Below are 15,758 nucleotides of genomic sequence, written 5' to 3'. Positions count from 1 at the left end.
AATCCTATTAATATTGAAAACATGAATTTAATTGGTTGGATAAAGAGGTGTATTCATGTTAAAAACATTAGATATTAAGATTATTTCGGCTCATTTCATAACAATCATTTTATGGGCAACAGCTTTTCCAGGAATACGGGTGGCATTGACGGCATATTCACCTGAACATATATCACTTTTACGATTATTAGTCGGCTCATTTGTATTAATAATCATAGCAATTATTACAAAAACTCCTTTACCTGCGTTAAAAGATATTCCCATTATTTTATTTCTTGGCTTTTTAGGTTTCACCGTGTATCAAGTAGCGCTAAATTACGGAGAGCAAACGATTAGTGCTGGCGTTGCAAGTTTACTTGTTTCAACTACCCCTATATTCACCGCTTTATTAGCAGTAATCTTTTATCGTGAGAAGCTTGGATTATGGGGATGGGTAGGTTCGTTGCTTGGATTTTCTGGTGTAGCATTTATTACAGTTGGAGGTTCAACAGAAGGTTTTTCTTTTAATACGGGGATTATTATCGTTTTAGTAGCATCCCTTTCAGAAAGTATTTACTTTGTTTTTCAGCATCGTTACCTAGAAAAATACGGAGCTATTCCCTTCACAATGTACGCGATTTGGTCAGGTACTATTTTTATGTTACTTTTTTCACCTGGCCTTGGTGAAGCAATTTTGAATGCGCCGTTAAATGCAACATTAGTCACTTTGTATCTTGGAATTTTCCCAACAATCATTCCTTATTTTACGCTAGCCTATGTTACCTCACGAACAGGAGCAGCTGAAGCTACAAGTACGCTTTATTTAACTTCTGTTTTTGCATTTCTTATCGCATGGATTTGGCTTGGTGAAGTTCCACATTCTTCAGCCATAACAGGTGGCTTGGTTACTTTAATAGGTGTATTTATTTCAAACATAAAGAAAGAAGATGTTATTAATGCGCAAAGTATAAACTAACTTGAATAATTGCTCCATTGATCATTACAACAGGTATTATTTCCATACCTGTTTTCATTTTTTAAGAGGCATTTTCTAACCTTTCACATAATAAAAACCTTTCACACTTGAGGTGAAAGGCAATTAGCGATTTAGATGCGAAAAAACTCACTTGAAATAAAAATTCATCGCGTTTTGATAAAGAATTTTTTCCGCTGATATTGTATCAAACAATTCTTGAATTAGTTCGATATCTGCATAAGTAAAAGGTCTTTTCGCTCGTGTAGACGGCAAATCTGTGCCGAACATTAACGCCTCTGGATTGACAGCATGTATTGATTTCAAAGCATGTTTTACATCGAGCTCCACACGACCAAAACCTGTAGCCTTTACTCGTACACCTTTTTCTACGAGGCGTAACAAATGAGGTAAGCCTTCCTCAGATAACCCCAAATGATCAATTGAAATCGCTGGTAATTTTTCAATCGTTGGTGCAATTTCAGACAATTCTTTTGCGTCGATATATAATTCACTATGCCAGCCAACTAAATCATAAACACGTCTCGCAAAATAATCGAGCTTCGTTAAATCTTCGGAGCCGCCACGTTTCACATTGAATCGTAGTGCACGAACACCTTTTTTATGTAAGTCCATAATCTTATCATCTGTCACCGAAAATGGTAGCTGCGTAACACCACAAAATGCAGATCCCATTTTCTCTAAAGCATTCACTAAATAAGCTTGGTCAAAGCCTTGAAAAGAACCTGATACAATTGCACCGCCGACAATATTATAAGCTGCTGTTTCTTTTTGGTAATCCTCTACAACATAGCTAGGTGGTACATATCCTTGATTTTCAGTAATAGGGTAATCAAAATCAATAATGTGAAAGTGTGCATCAAAAATTCTCATATTTCCGCCTCCTTACTTTTACGTTATCAAATAAAAAGCATAAAGAAAATTTATGTTTTTTTATATAAACCTATAATTTATTCTTATCATCTAGCGTACTCTAGTCGTTATAGTAATGCAAATATTCCTCCATCAAAAATTACTTGTGCTTCCAGATATAATTAACGCACTATAACCTGCAATCATAATCCATATTGCTTTCTCTTGCTTATCCAAACTAATATCATGCTGCTTAATAATAAAATTACACACAAAAATACGCCTATAATCATTCCCATTTCTTGTTGCCTTCTCTCTCTCCATTTTTTAATGTAAGTACAAATATTCATTACTAATACCGTTTTTACTTACTTCAAATTACATCGCATCCACGTTCTCAATATTACGAATACCTAAATACGCAATTATAACTCCAACTGCAGCTAGTCCCAATTGAAGCGGAATGAAGTTCACCAAGGGCATTTCTGGGTTATAATAACAAGCGATTGCTACCACAAGTAGAGATGAACCAATAGTGGCCGGAACAGAATAATTACGCATCCCAAAATACAATGGAATTAAGCTTGTTCCTGTTGTGGCAATAGCAAAAGGTATAATATTTATGACTTCACCTATGAACTGGTTTGCAGTTAATGTAAATGGAACGATAGGAAAATAAATATTAATGATTGAAAACAGACCGGCTACAACAATATTTGACAACATCATAGTCATGAATGTTAAAAAAGCGATCAAGGCCAGTTTACTAGCAATCAGTTTCTTACGACTAACAGGATAAGTGAACATAATCAAAATTGTTCTGTTTTTATATTCTTCGATAACTAGTTTCGCAATTAATACAGAGGCAAACACAATAAACGTTGCCCTCACACTTGCGCCAATGAGTACATAAACATCTTGATAAGTTGAAATGGGTATATCCCCTTCTCTCTGTGCTATATAAATAACGGAGCACACTACTGCAGTTATAATGATGTTTGCGATCATCGCACCTTTGACATACCAACCTAAGTTAAATTTCTTCATTTCCAGCTTTAGTAGATGTAGCATAGAACCATTTCTCCTCTTCAGTTAGTTAATGCATAATAATATAAACAATATTCAAGATGTTGAAAATTGGTAGACCATAACTATTCTTATATTCATTAATTAGTAAACGTAATAAAATAATAGCTAAAACAATCGTCAATATTGTTTTAAAAAGAATATTCAATAATGGCATTTGTCCTATATACTCTGAAAACATCAGTCCACTTACAACTTTAAACCCAGACGGTACAATACTATCCTCAGAATAGGTTGCCATAATAAAAATGATTATTCCTGTAAAATATTTAGATAAATGATATTTTTTCCATCCTAGTTCCAGCAGTTTAAACATGGATTCTCTCTCCGTTCGTTTATTAAGCCTTTTCTTCTAAAGAGCTATGTATTTTATTGATATTTTTAATCGACAGTAGCTAACATGAATTGATATCCTTCCAGCACAATCGATCTAAAGAAGCAATAGAATTTCACCCTTTTTCACATACATATTTACACCTGAAACGACCCCTTTCATGTACTTAATTGTACGAATCGATCATCTCTTTTTTCTTTCTCATTCCTTACAAATTTATTAATTTAAAGATTTCTTGTATGTATAATCAAAAAAAATGTTAGAACACTTACTAATAATTGAAGTGCAGTTCAAAATAACTTTATTAAAAAAATACCAGGCTCAAATTATTGAGTACCTGGTATCTTTAGTTCAGTTTACCTTTTGAAAAGTTTATATTAAATGATGGTTAATTGTTAATACAGAAGTTTTTACGGTTCTTTACTCAATTCAACATAAAATTATGTATTCTCTATTACGCTTATACCTAACTTCGTGCTTTATTACTTTGGTCTGTCTTGTTAGTAGCAATATAAACACCTACCAGCACCATTACCATCCCAACGATTTGTATCAATGTAATTGAACTACCATAAGCAATAACTGCAAGTAATGTTGCGACAATAGGCGTCAAATTCAAATACAAGCTCGCTTTACTACCTCCTAAGCTCTCTACACCCTTGTTAAAAATAACATAGCCTATCAATGTCCCACATACAACCATATAAAACATTTCAATCCAACTTTGAACCGACATACCGACTACTTGACTCCAACCACCCTCAAATACTGTACTGATTGCTAAGAAAACAGCACCAGATAACATCATAATAGTATTCGATAATATCACTGGTATACCTTTAAGCATGGATTCACCCAATAATGCATAAATAACTCCGCATAAAAGAGCCCCAACAAAAAGCAAATCCCCTAAGTTAAAAGCAAGAGAAAACAAATCAGAAAGTGACCCTTTGACGATAACAATAATTACTCCAATCATCGATATAGCTAGACCTGTTCCAGCTTTATTGTTCCATTTTTCTTTACCAAATATGACGGCCCCTAGCATCGTGAATACAGGCAACGCAGCTATTATTAAGGCACCGTTTGTCGCAGAAGTATACTTCAATGCCGTAAAAAAGAAAGCGTTATAACCAAAAATTCCGACAAATCCAATAAATAATAAACCTTTCCATCGATTTCTGATTACTTGCCATTGCCATTCTTTCTGAATTGTTGTGATTATAACGAGTATTATTCCAGTTATGCCAAAACGTAATGTAGCTGCAACAAGTGGCGGAACTTCCGTAATAACATGCTTCGCTGTCGCAAATGCTCCACCCCAAAATAATGGAACGAGCAACATTAATAAATACATGTTTTTTGATTGATTTTTGTTCTTATTCTCCATTTTTTTATCCTCCTAATCTTTTGAATAACGATCATATGTTTAAAAGTTTAAACATATGAACATTAACTGTAAAAAAGAACAAATCAATAGCTTTGCTCAATAGACTGAATTAGCTCTTTGATTTGTTTTAGAAACTCATTAGAACTCAATGAATAGTATTTTTCATTCCCATTTCGGTTAAAAGTAATCAACCCAGCTAGTCTTAAAATTTTCAAATGATGAGAAACAGCTGGTCTAGAAAGCTCTATTCTTTCTGTTAGTTGATTAACATTTAGGCTTTCATTTGTCAGTAAGAGCATAATGATTTGTTGACGATTAACATCACCAAGTGCTTGGAAAATCGGGGTTGATAATTTAAACTTCTCTAAAACTTGTTCTTTGTTATTGCAATTAAAATTTCCCATAATACCCATCCCTATGTTTAAATTTTTAAACATATTTATTTTTAATTAAAAATCATAATTTGTCAAGATTCCCATCATTTTCACTATAAATCATCTAAATAAAAAAGCTAGGCTCACAAAAAATTGTGATTACCTAGTCATTTTTATGCGTGTTCATTTGTTAACCATGACATTACTAGTTTAGCATATTATTCTATTAAATTCCAAATAAACCATAAAATAAATTTTCATACTTGGTATCAATGTCTGAATTCATCAACCATACTTGAAAGCTTCATTAGTGTTTTCCAATTACGGACAGTTGCTGGAATTTCAAGCTTTATTAGGTTATTACCGAGTTTGGAGTTTCGAATGCTGTCATATAATAAAAGATAAACATCTCTTCCATCTATGACACTTAGTTCTCTTTCGTTTGCATAGGATAAAAACTTGTCACTATTGACCTTCGAAGGGGCTGACGGCAACAAAGCAACATGCAGGCATTCCCCTTTACATGATTGAACAGCTTCTGAAATCAGCTGATCTGAAAAAGGTGATTGACTGACAATTTGCTGTAATTCTTCTGCAGTCCTAATGACAACAACACTGGATATCCCAAAATCCACTTTAATTTTATCGTGAATTCTCGTTTGCAAAAGCTCCTCAACTTCGTCTGATTCAAAAAGGATGTTTCCGCTTTGGATATAAGTCTTCACATTATGTAATCCTAGTTGCTCAAGAGAACTTCTTAATTCTGCCATAATGATTTTATTATGCCCACCTACATTAATACCTCTTAGGAATGCAATATATATAGTCATACTATCCCGCCTTTCTATTTACATTTTATTTACTAAAAATAGTTACATCCTTATATTGCTTCAAAGGCTGATCCTCTAGAAAATCAATAATCATCTCATTAAAAATATCTCGGCGCATCGTACTTAATGGGTCGAATGCATTTTTAAATAATGCTAGTTTTACATTTCGAATATGGTTAAAAATAATCCGAGATCCTTTCCCTTCATCTATTCCCGTAATAACTTTTCCCTCACCACCCATTACAAGCGTAGGCGACTTTATTCGATGCAATTTATCAGTATGAGTTGGAAAAGGTGCTTTTTTCATTGCAAGCAACATCTTCTTATCAATTGAAAAAGACTCTCTTAAAATCCGTTGAGTATAAGGATCCTCCTTATAAAATTTCATCATAATATTAATTATTGTACTGTATGGAAGCAGACTAAATATAAAATTTGAAATCGACAGTACCCAGCTTGCCGCAATGGTTGGCATCTCACTATAACTATTGGAGATTACTAGTTTATCTATATATGTTGGGTATTTAATTGCAAGTAGAGTAGCCAATTGACCGCCTTGAGAAACACCGATGACATGAATTTTGCTAATTCCAAGTACATCTAAAAAACATTTGATATCCTCCACAATAATATGATGATCATATTTATTATTCGGGAATTCCTTTGTTGTATCACCATGTCCTCTATAATCAGGCATAATCATTTGATAGCTTGAAGAGAATGCTTCAAATTGAGGCTTCCACATTTTCCATGATGCACCACTGCCGTGTAAAAATAATATGGGCGTTCCTTGACCTTTAATTTCGTAATGGATTGTGATATTGTTCGCTTTTACTTTTGGCATAAAATATCCCCTTACTTTTTATTATCACCTTTTCGCTCTTCCCACTGAACTAAAATTTTCTTTGTCTGTTGGATAACAAATTCAAAAAACTCGATACTTTCATCGATTGATGATACAGCTTGTTCCTCAAGAACTAAATTTTTTGCTCTACGCAAATATTGTGCCATCATCGCACCTTGTGCAATACTCGTATGCAAAGTCGATGTCCATGCGTCTGAGTGCAGTTGATAAAAATCTCGCTTGCTACCAGGAATCCCTACTTTACGAAATAAAGAAATTTGAACACCTTGTCGAACGGACAATGATGCCATTCCTTTACTAATTTGCAAATCGTTCACCATATCATCGAGTGACTTTGGAGCACCTGATATCAACAAGTATCCCCATATCTTACCTAGTGACCTTGCACCACCTGTGGACTCAATATAAGTTCCAAAATCCTCAATTAATACCTTTTGTTCATCATTTAATATTATGTTTTTCATAGTATACCTCTTATTGTTTAATGCGTTTAATATATATTAAACATACTGAATGCAATTTGTAAATTAGATTTAGGTATTATCACCAAAAAAAGACACCCATAAATATGAGTGCCCTTATACATTTTTTCTTATCGGTAAGAATCATGTGTAGGTTGAAACAATTCTTCCTCTGATTTTCTAACTACAGAAAAGTGTTCGACGTTGTAATGACCATGAAGTGTATTGTTATGATGCTTTATAATTTGTTCTGCACCTAAAATATCACTGTCCGCTGTTGAATGACCATCACCCACTAACGTGACATCCAAACCATTAATAGTCGCAGTTCTTACAGCACTATCGATACAGTGCTGTGTCGAACAGCCCATTACAACAACATGTTTAATTTCTTGAGATTGTAAATGATTTAGCAGCCCCGTCCCATGGAAACAATTCGTTGCTTTTTTATCGAAAATCTTTGCGTCCTTAGGTACACGAATGCCATTATGAATATCGAACCCTGTCCCCTTACCTTCAGCAACATCGCGATCCCTTACAAAGACAACCGGAACATTAGATTTTATTGCTTTGTCAATGACTAAATTAATATTTCTAATTAGATTTTCTTTATTAAAAACTGCTTTCTCTTTCTCATTGCCATCCATTAATTCTTGCTGAGCATCAATAATAAGTAGTGTTTGTTTCAAATAATTTTCCCCTTTCAATTTGAGGAAACGCAATATAATTATTAATTAGATGGTTTCCCCTTTTTACTTATCACGTTAACATAATTTTTAATCATAATATCTACCCCCTAAATGAAATTGTCATTTAAGACTAATTAATTTTATCACTTTCCCACAAAAGGTAATAGCAGGTAAAATAGAACGTTTCAAACCACATCATTTCATTAATTTTTGACACTATTACAATGCTCAAGTATATAAGTCATGCATTGAATAGTGTCATCAATACGTTGTTTTTTCGAATTACAATAGCGTATATTGGACCCTTCACGAATACTGATTGCTTCATTAATAATATTGTGAAATTCTTCAGGTAAATGATGTAATGCATATTTACAAGCATCTACTTTTGAAACAATATCTTGTTCTTGCAGTGTGTAAAACTGTCGTAATATACCTGTTATTGACCACTCTACTTCTAAATCAACTAAATTATTTGGTATCAAAAAGGCTTTATATTTTTTTATTTTTTTCAATCTATTTGACCAATAACTGTTCATATTTTCTAAAACATAATCACCAAGTACTCTCTCATCTAAACTGAAGTTAAATATAGCTATATCCGGTCCTATAATGGTGATCCCTTTATTTTTTAAAATCCACCAAGTAATTGGGTTAATATCATCCTTACCCCATATTGTTTTGCCTTCATTTACCTTTAAACAATTTTTTACCTCACTTTGTTTTTTCCCAACATCAGCAACTAGTAAATAACTTCCATCCATCCCAATTTCCTTATATTTCTGATTTAATTCCTTATGTAGATTGGATATTACTTTCACATCTTCTTCGGTTAAGGATCTATTAACTACGGCAATAAAATCGATATCACTAGAACCGTCTATGTAAGCGTCAAGAGCAATTGAGCCATGTAAATAGAACCCTTCAAGCGTATTCGGTATTTTACTTTGAAATAGTGTTATATATTCATTTAAAACTTTTCGAACTTGAGTAGGAACTCTAGAATTCATAAAAACTCTCCTTTTAATCAAATAATACTTATATTACCAAAACACTCGCTATATTTTCCATTAATTATGCAGTTATCATCAAAGTGTAGGGTTGATTTCCGTTCCGACTGGGCGCTTTCCTGGGGGCGTCCGATGAGCCGCTTCGCTTCGCTGCAGGGTCTCGGGCCAACACGATGTTGGTCACGAAGGCGTTATCACAGGACGTGATGGTTTTAGCCTTCGTTCCTCTATTGCTAATCCCCAAGGAGTCGCCCAGTCTCCACTCCAATCAACTTATTTACATGGCATTAGCCTTAGAGAAATGTTATTTCTACTTATGATAATGAATCAATAATTTTTTATAAAACTTAAATAGACTAATCAATTTTAATTCCACCTGTTTATTTATTGGAGTATCTTTTAAAAATTCATTGGGTATTCTAGGGATTAGATAAGGAGTGGGGGAATTTGTACACAGGTTATATACAAGTAGTTGTTCAAACGGTTATTACTTTTTTCGTTCTTCTGACACTTACGAGATTTTTAGGTAAAAAACAACTAAGTCACTTAACCTTCTTTAACTATGTAACTGGTATTACAATTGGTTCTATTGCAGCCAATATGGTAATTTTAAAAACAAATGTATTCATAAAATTTTTAATAAGCTTAATTGTTTGGTGTGCGCTTACTACTTTAATTAGTTACATCGCTCTAAAATCTGGAAAAGCAAGAACATTACTTGATGGACAACCGACAATTGTTATTAAAAAAGGGAAAATAGATAGAAAAGCTTTAGCCAGCACTAAAATTAATATTGATGACCTTACGATGATGATTAGACAGTATCAAGTTTTTTCAATTACAGAAATTGACTATGCAATATTAGAACCAAATGGCATGCTTAGTATTTTGAAAAAGCCAGAATTTCAAAGCACGCAAAAGATAGATTTAAAAATCTCCCCTTCACCTCCGACATTTATACCGATAGAAATCATCACAGACGGGAAGCTATTACCAAAAAATTTACAGGAAGTTGGAAAAAGTCGAGAATGGTTAGATAACGAATTAGAAAAGGTAAATATCCACTCAATCGAAGAAGTTTTCTATGCAGAAATTCAAACGAACGGTAAAATATTTATCCAAAAATTCGATTAGGGAAATTCCTTTACCAAGTTGCTCCTTAACACTTAATACTTGACAAAAAAATTTTTTTATGCAATAATTTACATTTAAAGAATTTATTTGTACAATAGGATTCTCCTGGCCAGGGGAATCCTATTTTTTTTGAAGGAGTGTATTTGCATGAACAAAGGTGAATCCAGTTTAACTTCATTAATCTCAACTTTTAGTAGAGCTTATCATAGTCAATTCGATACCCCTAAAATTTTTGATGACTATCTAGCTCAAGAATTAATCTCAGAACAAGAGTTCAATAACATTCAAACAAATATGGTACAAGGCATCCAGTTTTTTAACAAAGAAATCGCAGAAAAACTAAATGGACAAACTGAAGAGCTATTAAAATGGATTGTGCAAACTCAACTCTCTCCCACTCCCTTGGCACGTGCTGCATATTGTGAAAAAGTTTTGTTAAATGAAGTTATGTTAGGTTTACATCAATACGTCATTCTCGGAGCAGGATTAGATACGTTTTGCTTAAGACACCCTGAATTTGAAAATATTTTGGAAATCTTTGAGATTGATCACCCTGCAACACAAGAATTTAAAAAGAAAAGATTGGTTGAAGTTAATTTAAAGCTTCCAAGTAATGTACATTTCGTTTCGATGGATTTCACAAAAAAGTTTTCATCTAAAAATTTATTTGATAGTGGCTTTGACAATAAAAAAACTTTCTTTAGTCTATTAGGAGTTTCATATTATTTAACAAAAGAGGAAACTTCAAGCTTACTTGATCATTTGTTTGCAAATGTGCCATCAGGAAGTTCCATCGTATTTGATTATGCAGATGAAAAACTATTTAAAGAACAAGGAATTTCAAATCGAGTAGATAACATGGTGAAAATGGCTGCAGCTAGTGGTGAACCGATGAAATCGTGTTTTACTTATGAAGAAATGGAAAAAATGTTAGAAAACTCAGGTCTACTTATTTATGAACATCTTGCACCAGATAAAATTAATGAACTTTATTTTGACAATAGAAAAGATTATCTAACAGCCTTTGAAACAATTCATTACGTTCATGCTGTGAAAAAATAATTTAAGCTTGGAGGAATTACATGCAACTTTATCAATTGTCTAAAGAGAATGGTAAAAATATAACACAGTTTAAGTCAAATTTTATTATGTCTCGCATTATTAACATAGAAGCATCAGCTAGTATAGGGTGCATGTATTTAGAAGAAAACGGTGTTATTGGCTATCATCAAGCTGTAGTTCCTCAGCTTCTCTTAATTATCGAAGGCGAAGGTTATGTAAGAAATGAACAGGAGCAATATTATCAAGTCCAGCCTGGAGATGTAGTTTTTTGGGAAAAGGGCGAATGGCATGAAACAAAAACGGATAAAGGTTTAACTGGCATCGTGATAGAATCTGAACAATTAAATCCCGCAGCTTTTATGCCTTTAAAATAGCCTACAAATATTATCAATTATGCCTCGGCATAATTGCGTCCGGAATCGGTTTTGTGCTTGCACAAAGAACTCCTTTCCGATTCCGTGACATCCGCCGGAGGCTTTAACTTCTTTCAGCGACACGCTGAAAGAAGTTAAACTATTTCTCAGGCAATTAACTATGCAAGAATATCATCGTATCATATCTTAGTAATGTAAGATTGGTTTAGTCTTACACCTTCGAAGCTTTGTTACTAATGGTCACTTATAATAATAAGTGGCCCTCTATAAACTTTCTTGTCAGGAAATAGTGTTTCAATATAGTTTATTGACAAATCCCTAGAATTTTTCCATCTCGAACATACAAGATAAATTTCATCTCTTCTTCTCTATACTCCTTAATAATTGTCTGGGGAAATTTAGTGAAATCGGAAGAAATATTGCTTCTACTTCTTTTTATATTGGTTTACTCTTTATCTTTATATTTTTCTTTAAAAGTTTGACTCAGCTCACTCCACACATCAAATTTATTTCCGTCTAAATCGTAAAAAACAAAATTTCTTCCCGCATGCCCCCTATTTTCAACTTCTCCAACTGTAATTCCTTTATCTCTAAAATTTTTATGGATAGTCTCTAATGCACTTACTCCATCAACCTCAAAGGTAATCGAAAAATGTTCTTTGCCGTAGCAATCAATGAAATTCGAGTTTTGATTGTTCATTGATCTAACAAGAAAAAAACTTTGATTGGCAAAATTAAGAATAACCTTATCACTATCTCGGTAACTACATTCTGCTCCCAATTTACTTACATACCACTCACAAGACAGTTCTACGTTGCTGACTGGAATATAAGTAGTTCCTATTCTAATTATCGTTTCACTCATCTAATCATCCTCCCTAATGAAATATTCCATTTTCAACTTTTATATCCTTTTAAGTCAGCTATCATTTCATACAAAGATAAAAAACTAAACAACACTTTTGACGTTCATAAAATGACCAGACTCAAAATGAAGTTCTGGTCATTTCATTTTGAGCAATTATTGGTCACTATACTTGAATGTTTTTAAGGAAATGATAAGTGTCACAGCTAGACATCCCAATAAAAGAAGTAAAGATTCTCCCCATGTACTAAAGTTATTTAGAAATGCAGATTTAATTCCATTTAAAAACCATTCAAACGGATTTACTATACTAATAAATTGTATAAGGTTTGGCGCTTTTTCCATTGTAAAAAATGCATTACTACAAAGTAGCATTGGTATCATTAGTACATTTGCAGTCATACTTAAATGTCCCTCGTTTTTCACGAGACTTGAAATAAAAAAGCTGAGAAAAACAAAACTTAATGAAGCTATTAGGATAATTGGTGTCATAAATAAGAGGATCTTAAATGAAAAATTTAGTTGATTGATAACGATAGCGAATAAAAGCACGATATAAGATAAGATAATCGCTACTATAGCCCATGAACTAGAAATACTGATTATATATTTCCATAAAGGCATTGGTGTAGCGTGAAGTAAGTTATAAACCCCTCTTTTTCTTTGCGATAACGCTATAAATGCAGTGGTCATAAATGAATAGAAAAATACACTAACGGCAATGATTCCTTCTACATAATCTCCTGCATAACTCGGTAAAAATATTTTTAACGCAATAATTGCGGCAAATGGCATTAATATTGACCAAAATAGTAAATACATATCCTTTATGCTGGATTTCAAATTTAATACGAAAACAGTCTTCATTTTCTCTCTCTCCTCACGTCGTTAATTCAAAAAATAATTCTTCTAAATTTTGAGTTTGATAGTGCTCCATTAAGCAATCTGGTGAGCCATTTGCCATTATTTTTCCGTGATGCATAATCAACACTCTGTCAGCTACATTCATAACCTCCAACATATCGTGGGAAGAAAATAAAACGGCAACCCTGCTATCTTTTAATCGTTTAATAATCTGTTGAATGTCTCTTTGGCCTCTTGGATCCAATCCAGCTGAAGGTTCATCTAAAATTACTAATTTAGGATGATGCAATGTTGTCACGATAATCGCAAGCCTTTTTTGCTGTCCTAATGACAATCTAATAGCAGGTGTTTTTTTGACCTGCAATAAATCAAAAGCAGTAAGTTTTTCATCAATTTCATTTTTTGTTAGCGAAATTCCATAGAATGCCGCAAATAATTTCACATTATCCTCTACAGAATAACCTTCGAAAAAAGGGGTTGATTGAAGCTGCGTACCTATTTCTTTTTTGTAATCAGATGTCCAGTATTCAATCGTTCCACTATCCTGAGGAATAATACCAAGAAGCATACCAATAGTTGTTGTTTTCCCAGCACCATTTGTGCCCACTATTGCTACTATCTCACCTTCTTTAATGTCGATGTTTATATGATCAACGACACATCTAGCTTTATAATTTTTTGTTAATTGATTAGCACTAATTAGCTTTTTCATATTTTCTCCCCTTACTTAATATTGTATATTCAACGTTGAATATATAGCTATTTTTTAACTCCCTCATTCGAGAGAGTCACTTTTTTTCATAATTTCAATAGCTTGATGGACAAATTTTGATTGTACTTTAACAATTTCAAGCATATTATCAAATGCTAATTGTGTTAATGCTGGCAGTTCTCCTTGCATAGCAATCAATTTCGCCTCATAACCAGCATTGATAGCCTTTTCTTCTTGTTCCAAAATTATTTTCTGCTTTTCTAATGCATCCACCGCTATAGCTTTTGGCAGTTTAAATGCAAAGGATACCCCAGAATATAAAGTGGTAGGATAAACTACAGAGGATTTTTCCAGAGCCTCGATAATTAATTCTTGCTCATGCGCCCTGCCCTTTTCAGTAATTTGGTAAATTGCTTTTTGTCTATGACCCGTGGATTCAATACTAGCCACCTCTATATAGCCATCTTTTTCAAGCTTCTTTAAAGCATTATAGATCGAGCCGATTAGTACACCACCCCATCGTTCAGCGTCACTTAATTCAAGCATCACTTTAATATCATAGCCAGTCATTGGTTTTAGCCCCAACATAGCAAGAACTAATAGTCTTGTCATAATAATCACCTTTTTATATTCAACGTTGAATAAACTAAATATACAGATGCTTCATTTTTTTGTCAATAGGCTTATTAATTAGTTATATGCTTTAAAATCATTATTCAAAAAAAACAAAAAACATTATAATAATGTTTTTTATGATAAAATGGATGATATTGCACTATCAAAGGGCATAAACCAATTTTGGCTGTAGCAAATTTAATTTTGCTACAGTCTTTTTTATTTAATTGTGTCGGGATTTGTCTTTGTGCTTTCGCTACTGAAAAGAATTTCTGAAAGAAGTAAAATATAATGCACACTTGCATTCCCCATTTTCTAATTATCTTTTTTTGCATTTAATTTAATGTTTCACTAAGATTATTGCTTACTGGCCAGGCATTTTGTAAAAATTCATTAAATGTTAGTATATTCGGTTCATCTGAGCGAACTTTTAAATTTATGGCTGATGTAATTATAGATTCTGAAACATGTTGGAGAATTCTGATCGAACCATCCTGTATTTCGTTCTCAATAGCATTTTGACCTAAAATCGCATAACCTGTTCCGTTCAATACGGCACGCTTTATCATCTCATCGCTTCCCCCAACCATAATAGTGGACTGAGGTTGAAATTCGGCTTTTTTGAAGTATTGTTCTATGATATTACTGAAACTACAATGATAGTCACAGGAAATAAAGGTATCTTCACTTAGAATTTCATGAAAACTTCTTTCTTTGCTAATTCTAGAAGAAGCAACTAAAAAAGCCTTTTCCTCTTCTAAAAAAGTTTTACTAATATCGTTATCATTACACTCATTCGCAATAATAGCAATATCCGCTACATGGTCTCTTACACTTTTAATAGCATGTACACTATTTAGTGGTAGAAGACTTATTTTCACAGTCGGGTATATTTCCAAATAAGCTTTTACAATCGGTGAAAGGTGTTGAGTACAATAATATTCAGAAGCAGCAATAGTCAGAATGCCAGACGGTCCATGTAGTTCTTCCATGTCTTTTTCTATCTTATCTATAAAAATAAATAAGCTATCGACATGGTCTTTTAGCTTTTTTCCAGCAGCTGTTAGAAGAGTCTTTTTTCCAACTCTTGTTAATAGAGTGTGCTTCAGTTCTTTTTCTAAAGACTGTATCTGCAGCGTAATAGTTGGCTGTGTATACCCTAATCTTTTGGCAGCCTTTGTGATATTTAATTCTTCTGCGACCACTTGAAAGGTTTTCAAATTCCTTAGTTCCATTTAATCACCGTCAACTTTCCCCTTATTCCCACA

Annotated in this window: 19 protein-coding genes; 4 read left to right on the top strand and 15 right to left on the bottom strand. The window is 33.2% G+C overall.

Annotated elements, in window-relative coordinates:
- Positions 1-55: 55 nt before the first annotated feature.
- The gene (locus JNUCC51_RS22900) at positions 56-955 is read left to right on the top strand and encodes a DMT family transporter (RefSeq protein ID WP_337989915.1); all 900 of its coding nucleotides are present in this window, start codon (positions 56-58) and stop codon (positions 953-955) included.
- A 147-nt stretch (positions 956-1,102) separates the two neighbouring features.
- Here JNUCC51_RS22900 and JNUCC51_RS22895 read toward each other — a convergent pair whose 3' ends face one another.
- The 10 genes from JNUCC51_RS22895 to JNUCC51_RS22850 form a co-directional block, all read right to left on the bottom strand.
- Entirely contained in the window at positions 1,103-1,846 is a 744-nt protein-coding gene (locus JNUCC51_RS22895; RefSeq protein WP_337989914.1) for an amidohydrolase family protein, read from the bottom strand.
- Positions 1,847-2,203: 357 nt separating this feature from the next.
- Positions 2,204-2,896 (bottom strand): ABC transporter permease, encoded by a 693-nt coding sequence (locus JNUCC51_RS22890; RefSeq protein ID WP_337989913.1) that lies wholly within the window; start codon positions 2,894-2,896, stop codon positions 2,204-2,206.
- A 25-nt stretch (positions 2,897-2,921) separates the two neighbouring features.
- Positions 2,922-3,227 carry a hypothetical protein gene (locus tag JNUCC51_RS22885; RefSeq protein WP_337989912.1) on the bottom strand — a complete coding sequence of 102 codons (306 nt, stop codon included), beginning with the start codon at positions 3,225-3,227 and terminating at the stop codon, positions 2,922-2,924.
- 484 nt (positions 3,228-3,711) lie between these two features.
- Positions 3,712-4,635, bottom strand: a complete 924-nt coding sequence (locus tag JNUCC51_RS22880) for a DMT family transporter (RefSeq protein WP_337989911.1) — start codon at positions 4,633-4,635, stop codon at positions 3,712-3,714.
- 83 nt (positions 4,636-4,718) lie between these two features.
- Entirely contained in the window at positions 4,719-5,039 is a 321-nt protein-coding gene (locus JNUCC51_RS22875; RefSeq protein ID WP_337989910.1) for an ArsR/SmtB family transcription factor, read from the bottom strand.
- 239 nt (positions 5,040-5,278) lie between these two features.
- Positions 5,279-5,839 carry a DUF1697 domain-containing protein gene (locus JNUCC51_RS22870; protein WP_337989909.1) on the bottom strand — a complete coding sequence of 187 codons (561 nt, stop codon included), beginning with the start codon at positions 5,837-5,839 and terminating at the stop codon, positions 5,279-5,281.
- Between the two features lie 25 nt (positions 5,840-5,864).
- Positions 5,865-6,683, bottom strand: a complete 819-nt coding sequence (locus JNUCC51_RS22865) for an alpha/beta fold hydrolase (RefSeq protein WP_337989908.1) — start codon at positions 6,681-6,683, stop codon at positions 5,865-5,867.
- Positions 6,684-6,694: 11 nt separating this feature from the next.
- Positions 6,695-7,168: a GbsR/MarR family transcriptional regulator gene (locus tag JNUCC51_RS22860; RefSeq protein ID WP_337989907.1), complete on the bottom strand. Its 474-nt coding sequence runs from the start codon at positions 7,166-7,168 to the stop codon at positions 6,695-6,697.
- A 128-nt stretch (positions 7,169-7,296) separates the two neighbouring features.
- Positions 7,297-7,854, bottom strand: coding sequence for a cysteine hydrolase family protein (locus JNUCC51_RS22855; RefSeq protein WP_337989906.1), 558 nt, complete (start codon positions 7,852-7,854; stop codon positions 7,297-7,299).
- 203 nt (positions 7,855-8,057) lie between these two features.
- Positions 8,058-8,864 carry an aminoglycoside adenylyltransferase domain-containing protein gene (locus JNUCC51_RS22850; protein WP_337989905.1) on the bottom strand — a complete coding sequence of 269 codons (807 nt, stop codon included), beginning with the start codon at positions 8,862-8,864 and terminating at the stop codon, positions 8,058-8,060.
- 447 nt (positions 8,865-9,311) lie between these two features.
- Between JNUCC51_RS22850 and JNUCC51_RS22845 the strand changes: the two genes are divergently transcribed.
- The 3 genes from JNUCC51_RS22845 to JNUCC51_RS22835 all read left to right on the top strand — a co-directional run bounded on the left by JNUCC51_RS22845 (position 9,312) and on the right by JNUCC51_RS22835 (position 11,434).
- Positions 9,312-9,998, top strand: a complete 687-nt coding sequence (locus JNUCC51_RS22845; protein ID WP_337989904.1) for a YetF domain-containing protein — start codon at positions 9,312-9,314, stop codon at positions 9,996-9,998.
- 147 nt (positions 9,999-10,145) lie between these two features.
- Positions 10,146-11,060 carry a class I SAM-dependent methyltransferase gene (locus JNUCC51_RS22840; RefSeq protein WP_337989903.1) on the top strand — a complete coding sequence of 305 codons (915 nt, stop codon included), beginning with the start codon at positions 10,146-10,148 and terminating at the stop codon, positions 11,058-11,060.
- Positions 11,061-11,080: 20 nt separating this feature from the next.
- Positions 11,081-11,434 (top strand): cupin domain-containing protein, encoded by a 354-nt coding sequence (locus JNUCC51_RS22835; RefSeq protein ID WP_337989902.1) that lies wholly within the window; start codon positions 11,081-11,083, stop codon positions 11,432-11,434.
- 445 nt (positions 11,435-11,879) lie between these two features.
- Here the strand turns inward: JNUCC51_RS22835 and JNUCC51_RS22830 are convergent, their stop codons facing one another.
- From JNUCC51_RS22830 to JNUCC51_RS22810, 5 genes are all read right to left on the bottom strand, one after another.
- Positions 11,880-12,299: a VOC family protein gene (locus JNUCC51_RS22830; RefSeq protein WP_337989901.1), complete on the bottom strand. Its 420-nt coding sequence runs from the start codon at positions 12,297-12,299 to the stop codon at positions 11,880-11,882.
- A gap of 156 nt (positions 12,300-12,455) precedes the next feature.
- Complete coding sequence (locus tag JNUCC51_RS22825) at positions 12,456-13,166, bottom strand: ABC transporter permease (protein ID WP_337989900.1); 711 nt, start codon at positions 13,164-13,166, stop codon at positions 12,456-12,458.
- Positions 13,167-13,179: 13 nt separating this feature from the next.
- Positions 13,180-13,875: an ABC transporter ATP-binding protein gene (locus tag JNUCC51_RS22820; RefSeq protein ID WP_337989899.1), complete on the bottom strand. Its 696-nt coding sequence runs from the start codon at positions 13,873-13,875 to the stop codon at positions 13,180-13,182.
- A gap of 63 nt (positions 13,876-13,938) precedes the next feature.
- Complete coding sequence (locus JNUCC51_RS22815) at positions 13,939-14,487, bottom strand: PadR family transcriptional regulator (protein WP_337989898.1); 549 nt, start codon at positions 14,485-14,487, stop codon at positions 13,939-13,941.
- Between the two features lie 338 nt (positions 14,488-14,825).
- Positions 14,826-15,710 carry a LysR family transcriptional regulator gene (locus JNUCC51_RS22810; RefSeq protein WP_337989897.1) on the bottom strand — a complete coding sequence of 295 codons (885 nt, stop codon included), beginning with the start codon at positions 15,708-15,710 and terminating at the stop codon, positions 14,826-14,828.
- Between the last annotated feature and the right edge of the window lie 48 nt (positions 15,711-15,758).

Origin of the sequence: Lysinibacillus sp. JNUCC 51 (assembly GCF_015999525.1) — a bacterium.
Taxonomy (GTDB): Bacteria; Bacillota; Bacilli; order Bacillales_A; family Planococcaceae; genus Lysinibacillus; species Lysinibacillus xylanilyticus.
This window is presented reverse-complemented; position numbering and strand designations above follow the sequence as displayed.

Coding starts and splice junctions, on each gene's coding strand:
- JNUCC51_RS22840 (WP_337989903.1), top strand. CDS start 10,146: ATGAACAAAGGTGAATCCAGTTTAACTTCATTAATCTCAACTTTTAGT.
- JNUCC51_RS22825 (WP_337989900.1), bottom strand. CDS start 13,166: ATGAAGACTGTTTTCGTATTAAATTTGAAATCCAGCATAAAGGATATG.
- JNUCC51_RS22865 (WP_337989908.1), bottom strand. CDS start 6,683: ATGCCAAAAGTAAAAGCGAACAATATCACAATCCATTACGAAATTAAA.
- JNUCC51_RS22850 (WP_337989905.1), bottom strand. CDS start 8,864: ATGAATTCTAGAGTTCCTACTCAAGTTCGAAAAGTTTTAAATGAATAT.
- JNUCC51_RS22835 (WP_337989902.1), top strand. CDS start 11,081: ATGCAACTTTATCAATTGTCTAAAGAGAATGGTAAAAATATAACACAG.
- JNUCC51_RS22815 (WP_337989898.1), bottom strand. CDS start 14,487: ATGACAAGACTATTAGTTCTTGCTATGTTGGGGCTAAAACCAATGACT.
- JNUCC51_RS22895 (WP_337989914.1), bottom strand. CDS start 1,846: ATGAGAATTTTTGATGCACACTTTCACATTATTGATTTTGATTACCCT.
- JNUCC51_RS22860 (WP_337989907.1), bottom strand. CDS start 7,168: ATGAAAAACATAATATTAAATGATGAACAAAAGGTATTAATTGAGGAT.
- JNUCC51_RS22875 (WP_337989910.1), bottom strand. CDS start 5,039: ATGGGAAATTTTAATTGCAATAACAAAGAACAAGTTTTAGAGAAGTTT.
- JNUCC51_RS22890 (WP_337989913.1), bottom strand. CDS start 2,896: ATGCTACATCTACTAAAGCTGGAAATGAAGAAATTTAACTTAGGTTGG.
- JNUCC51_RS22870 (WP_337989909.1), bottom strand. CDS start 5,839: ATGACTATATATATTGCATTCCTAAGAGGTATTAATGTAGGTGGGCAT.
- JNUCC51_RS22820 (WP_337989899.1), bottom strand. CDS start 13,875: ATGAAAAAGCTAATTAGTGCTAATCAATTAACAAAAAATTATAAAGCT.
- JNUCC51_RS22830 (WP_337989901.1), bottom strand. CDS start 12,299: ATGAGTGAAACGATAATTAGAATAGGAACTACTTATATTCCAGTCAGC.
- JNUCC51_RS22885 (WP_337989912.1), bottom strand. CDS start 3,227: ATGTTTAAACTGCTGGAACTAGGATGGAAAAAATATCATTTATCTAAA.
- JNUCC51_RS22880 (WP_337989911.1), bottom strand. CDS start 4,635: ATGGAGAATAAGAACAAAAATCAATCAAAAAACATGTATTTATTAATG.
- JNUCC51_RS22900 (WP_337989915.1), top strand. CDS start 56: ATGTTAAAAACATTAGATATTAAGATTATTTCGGCTCATTTCATAACA.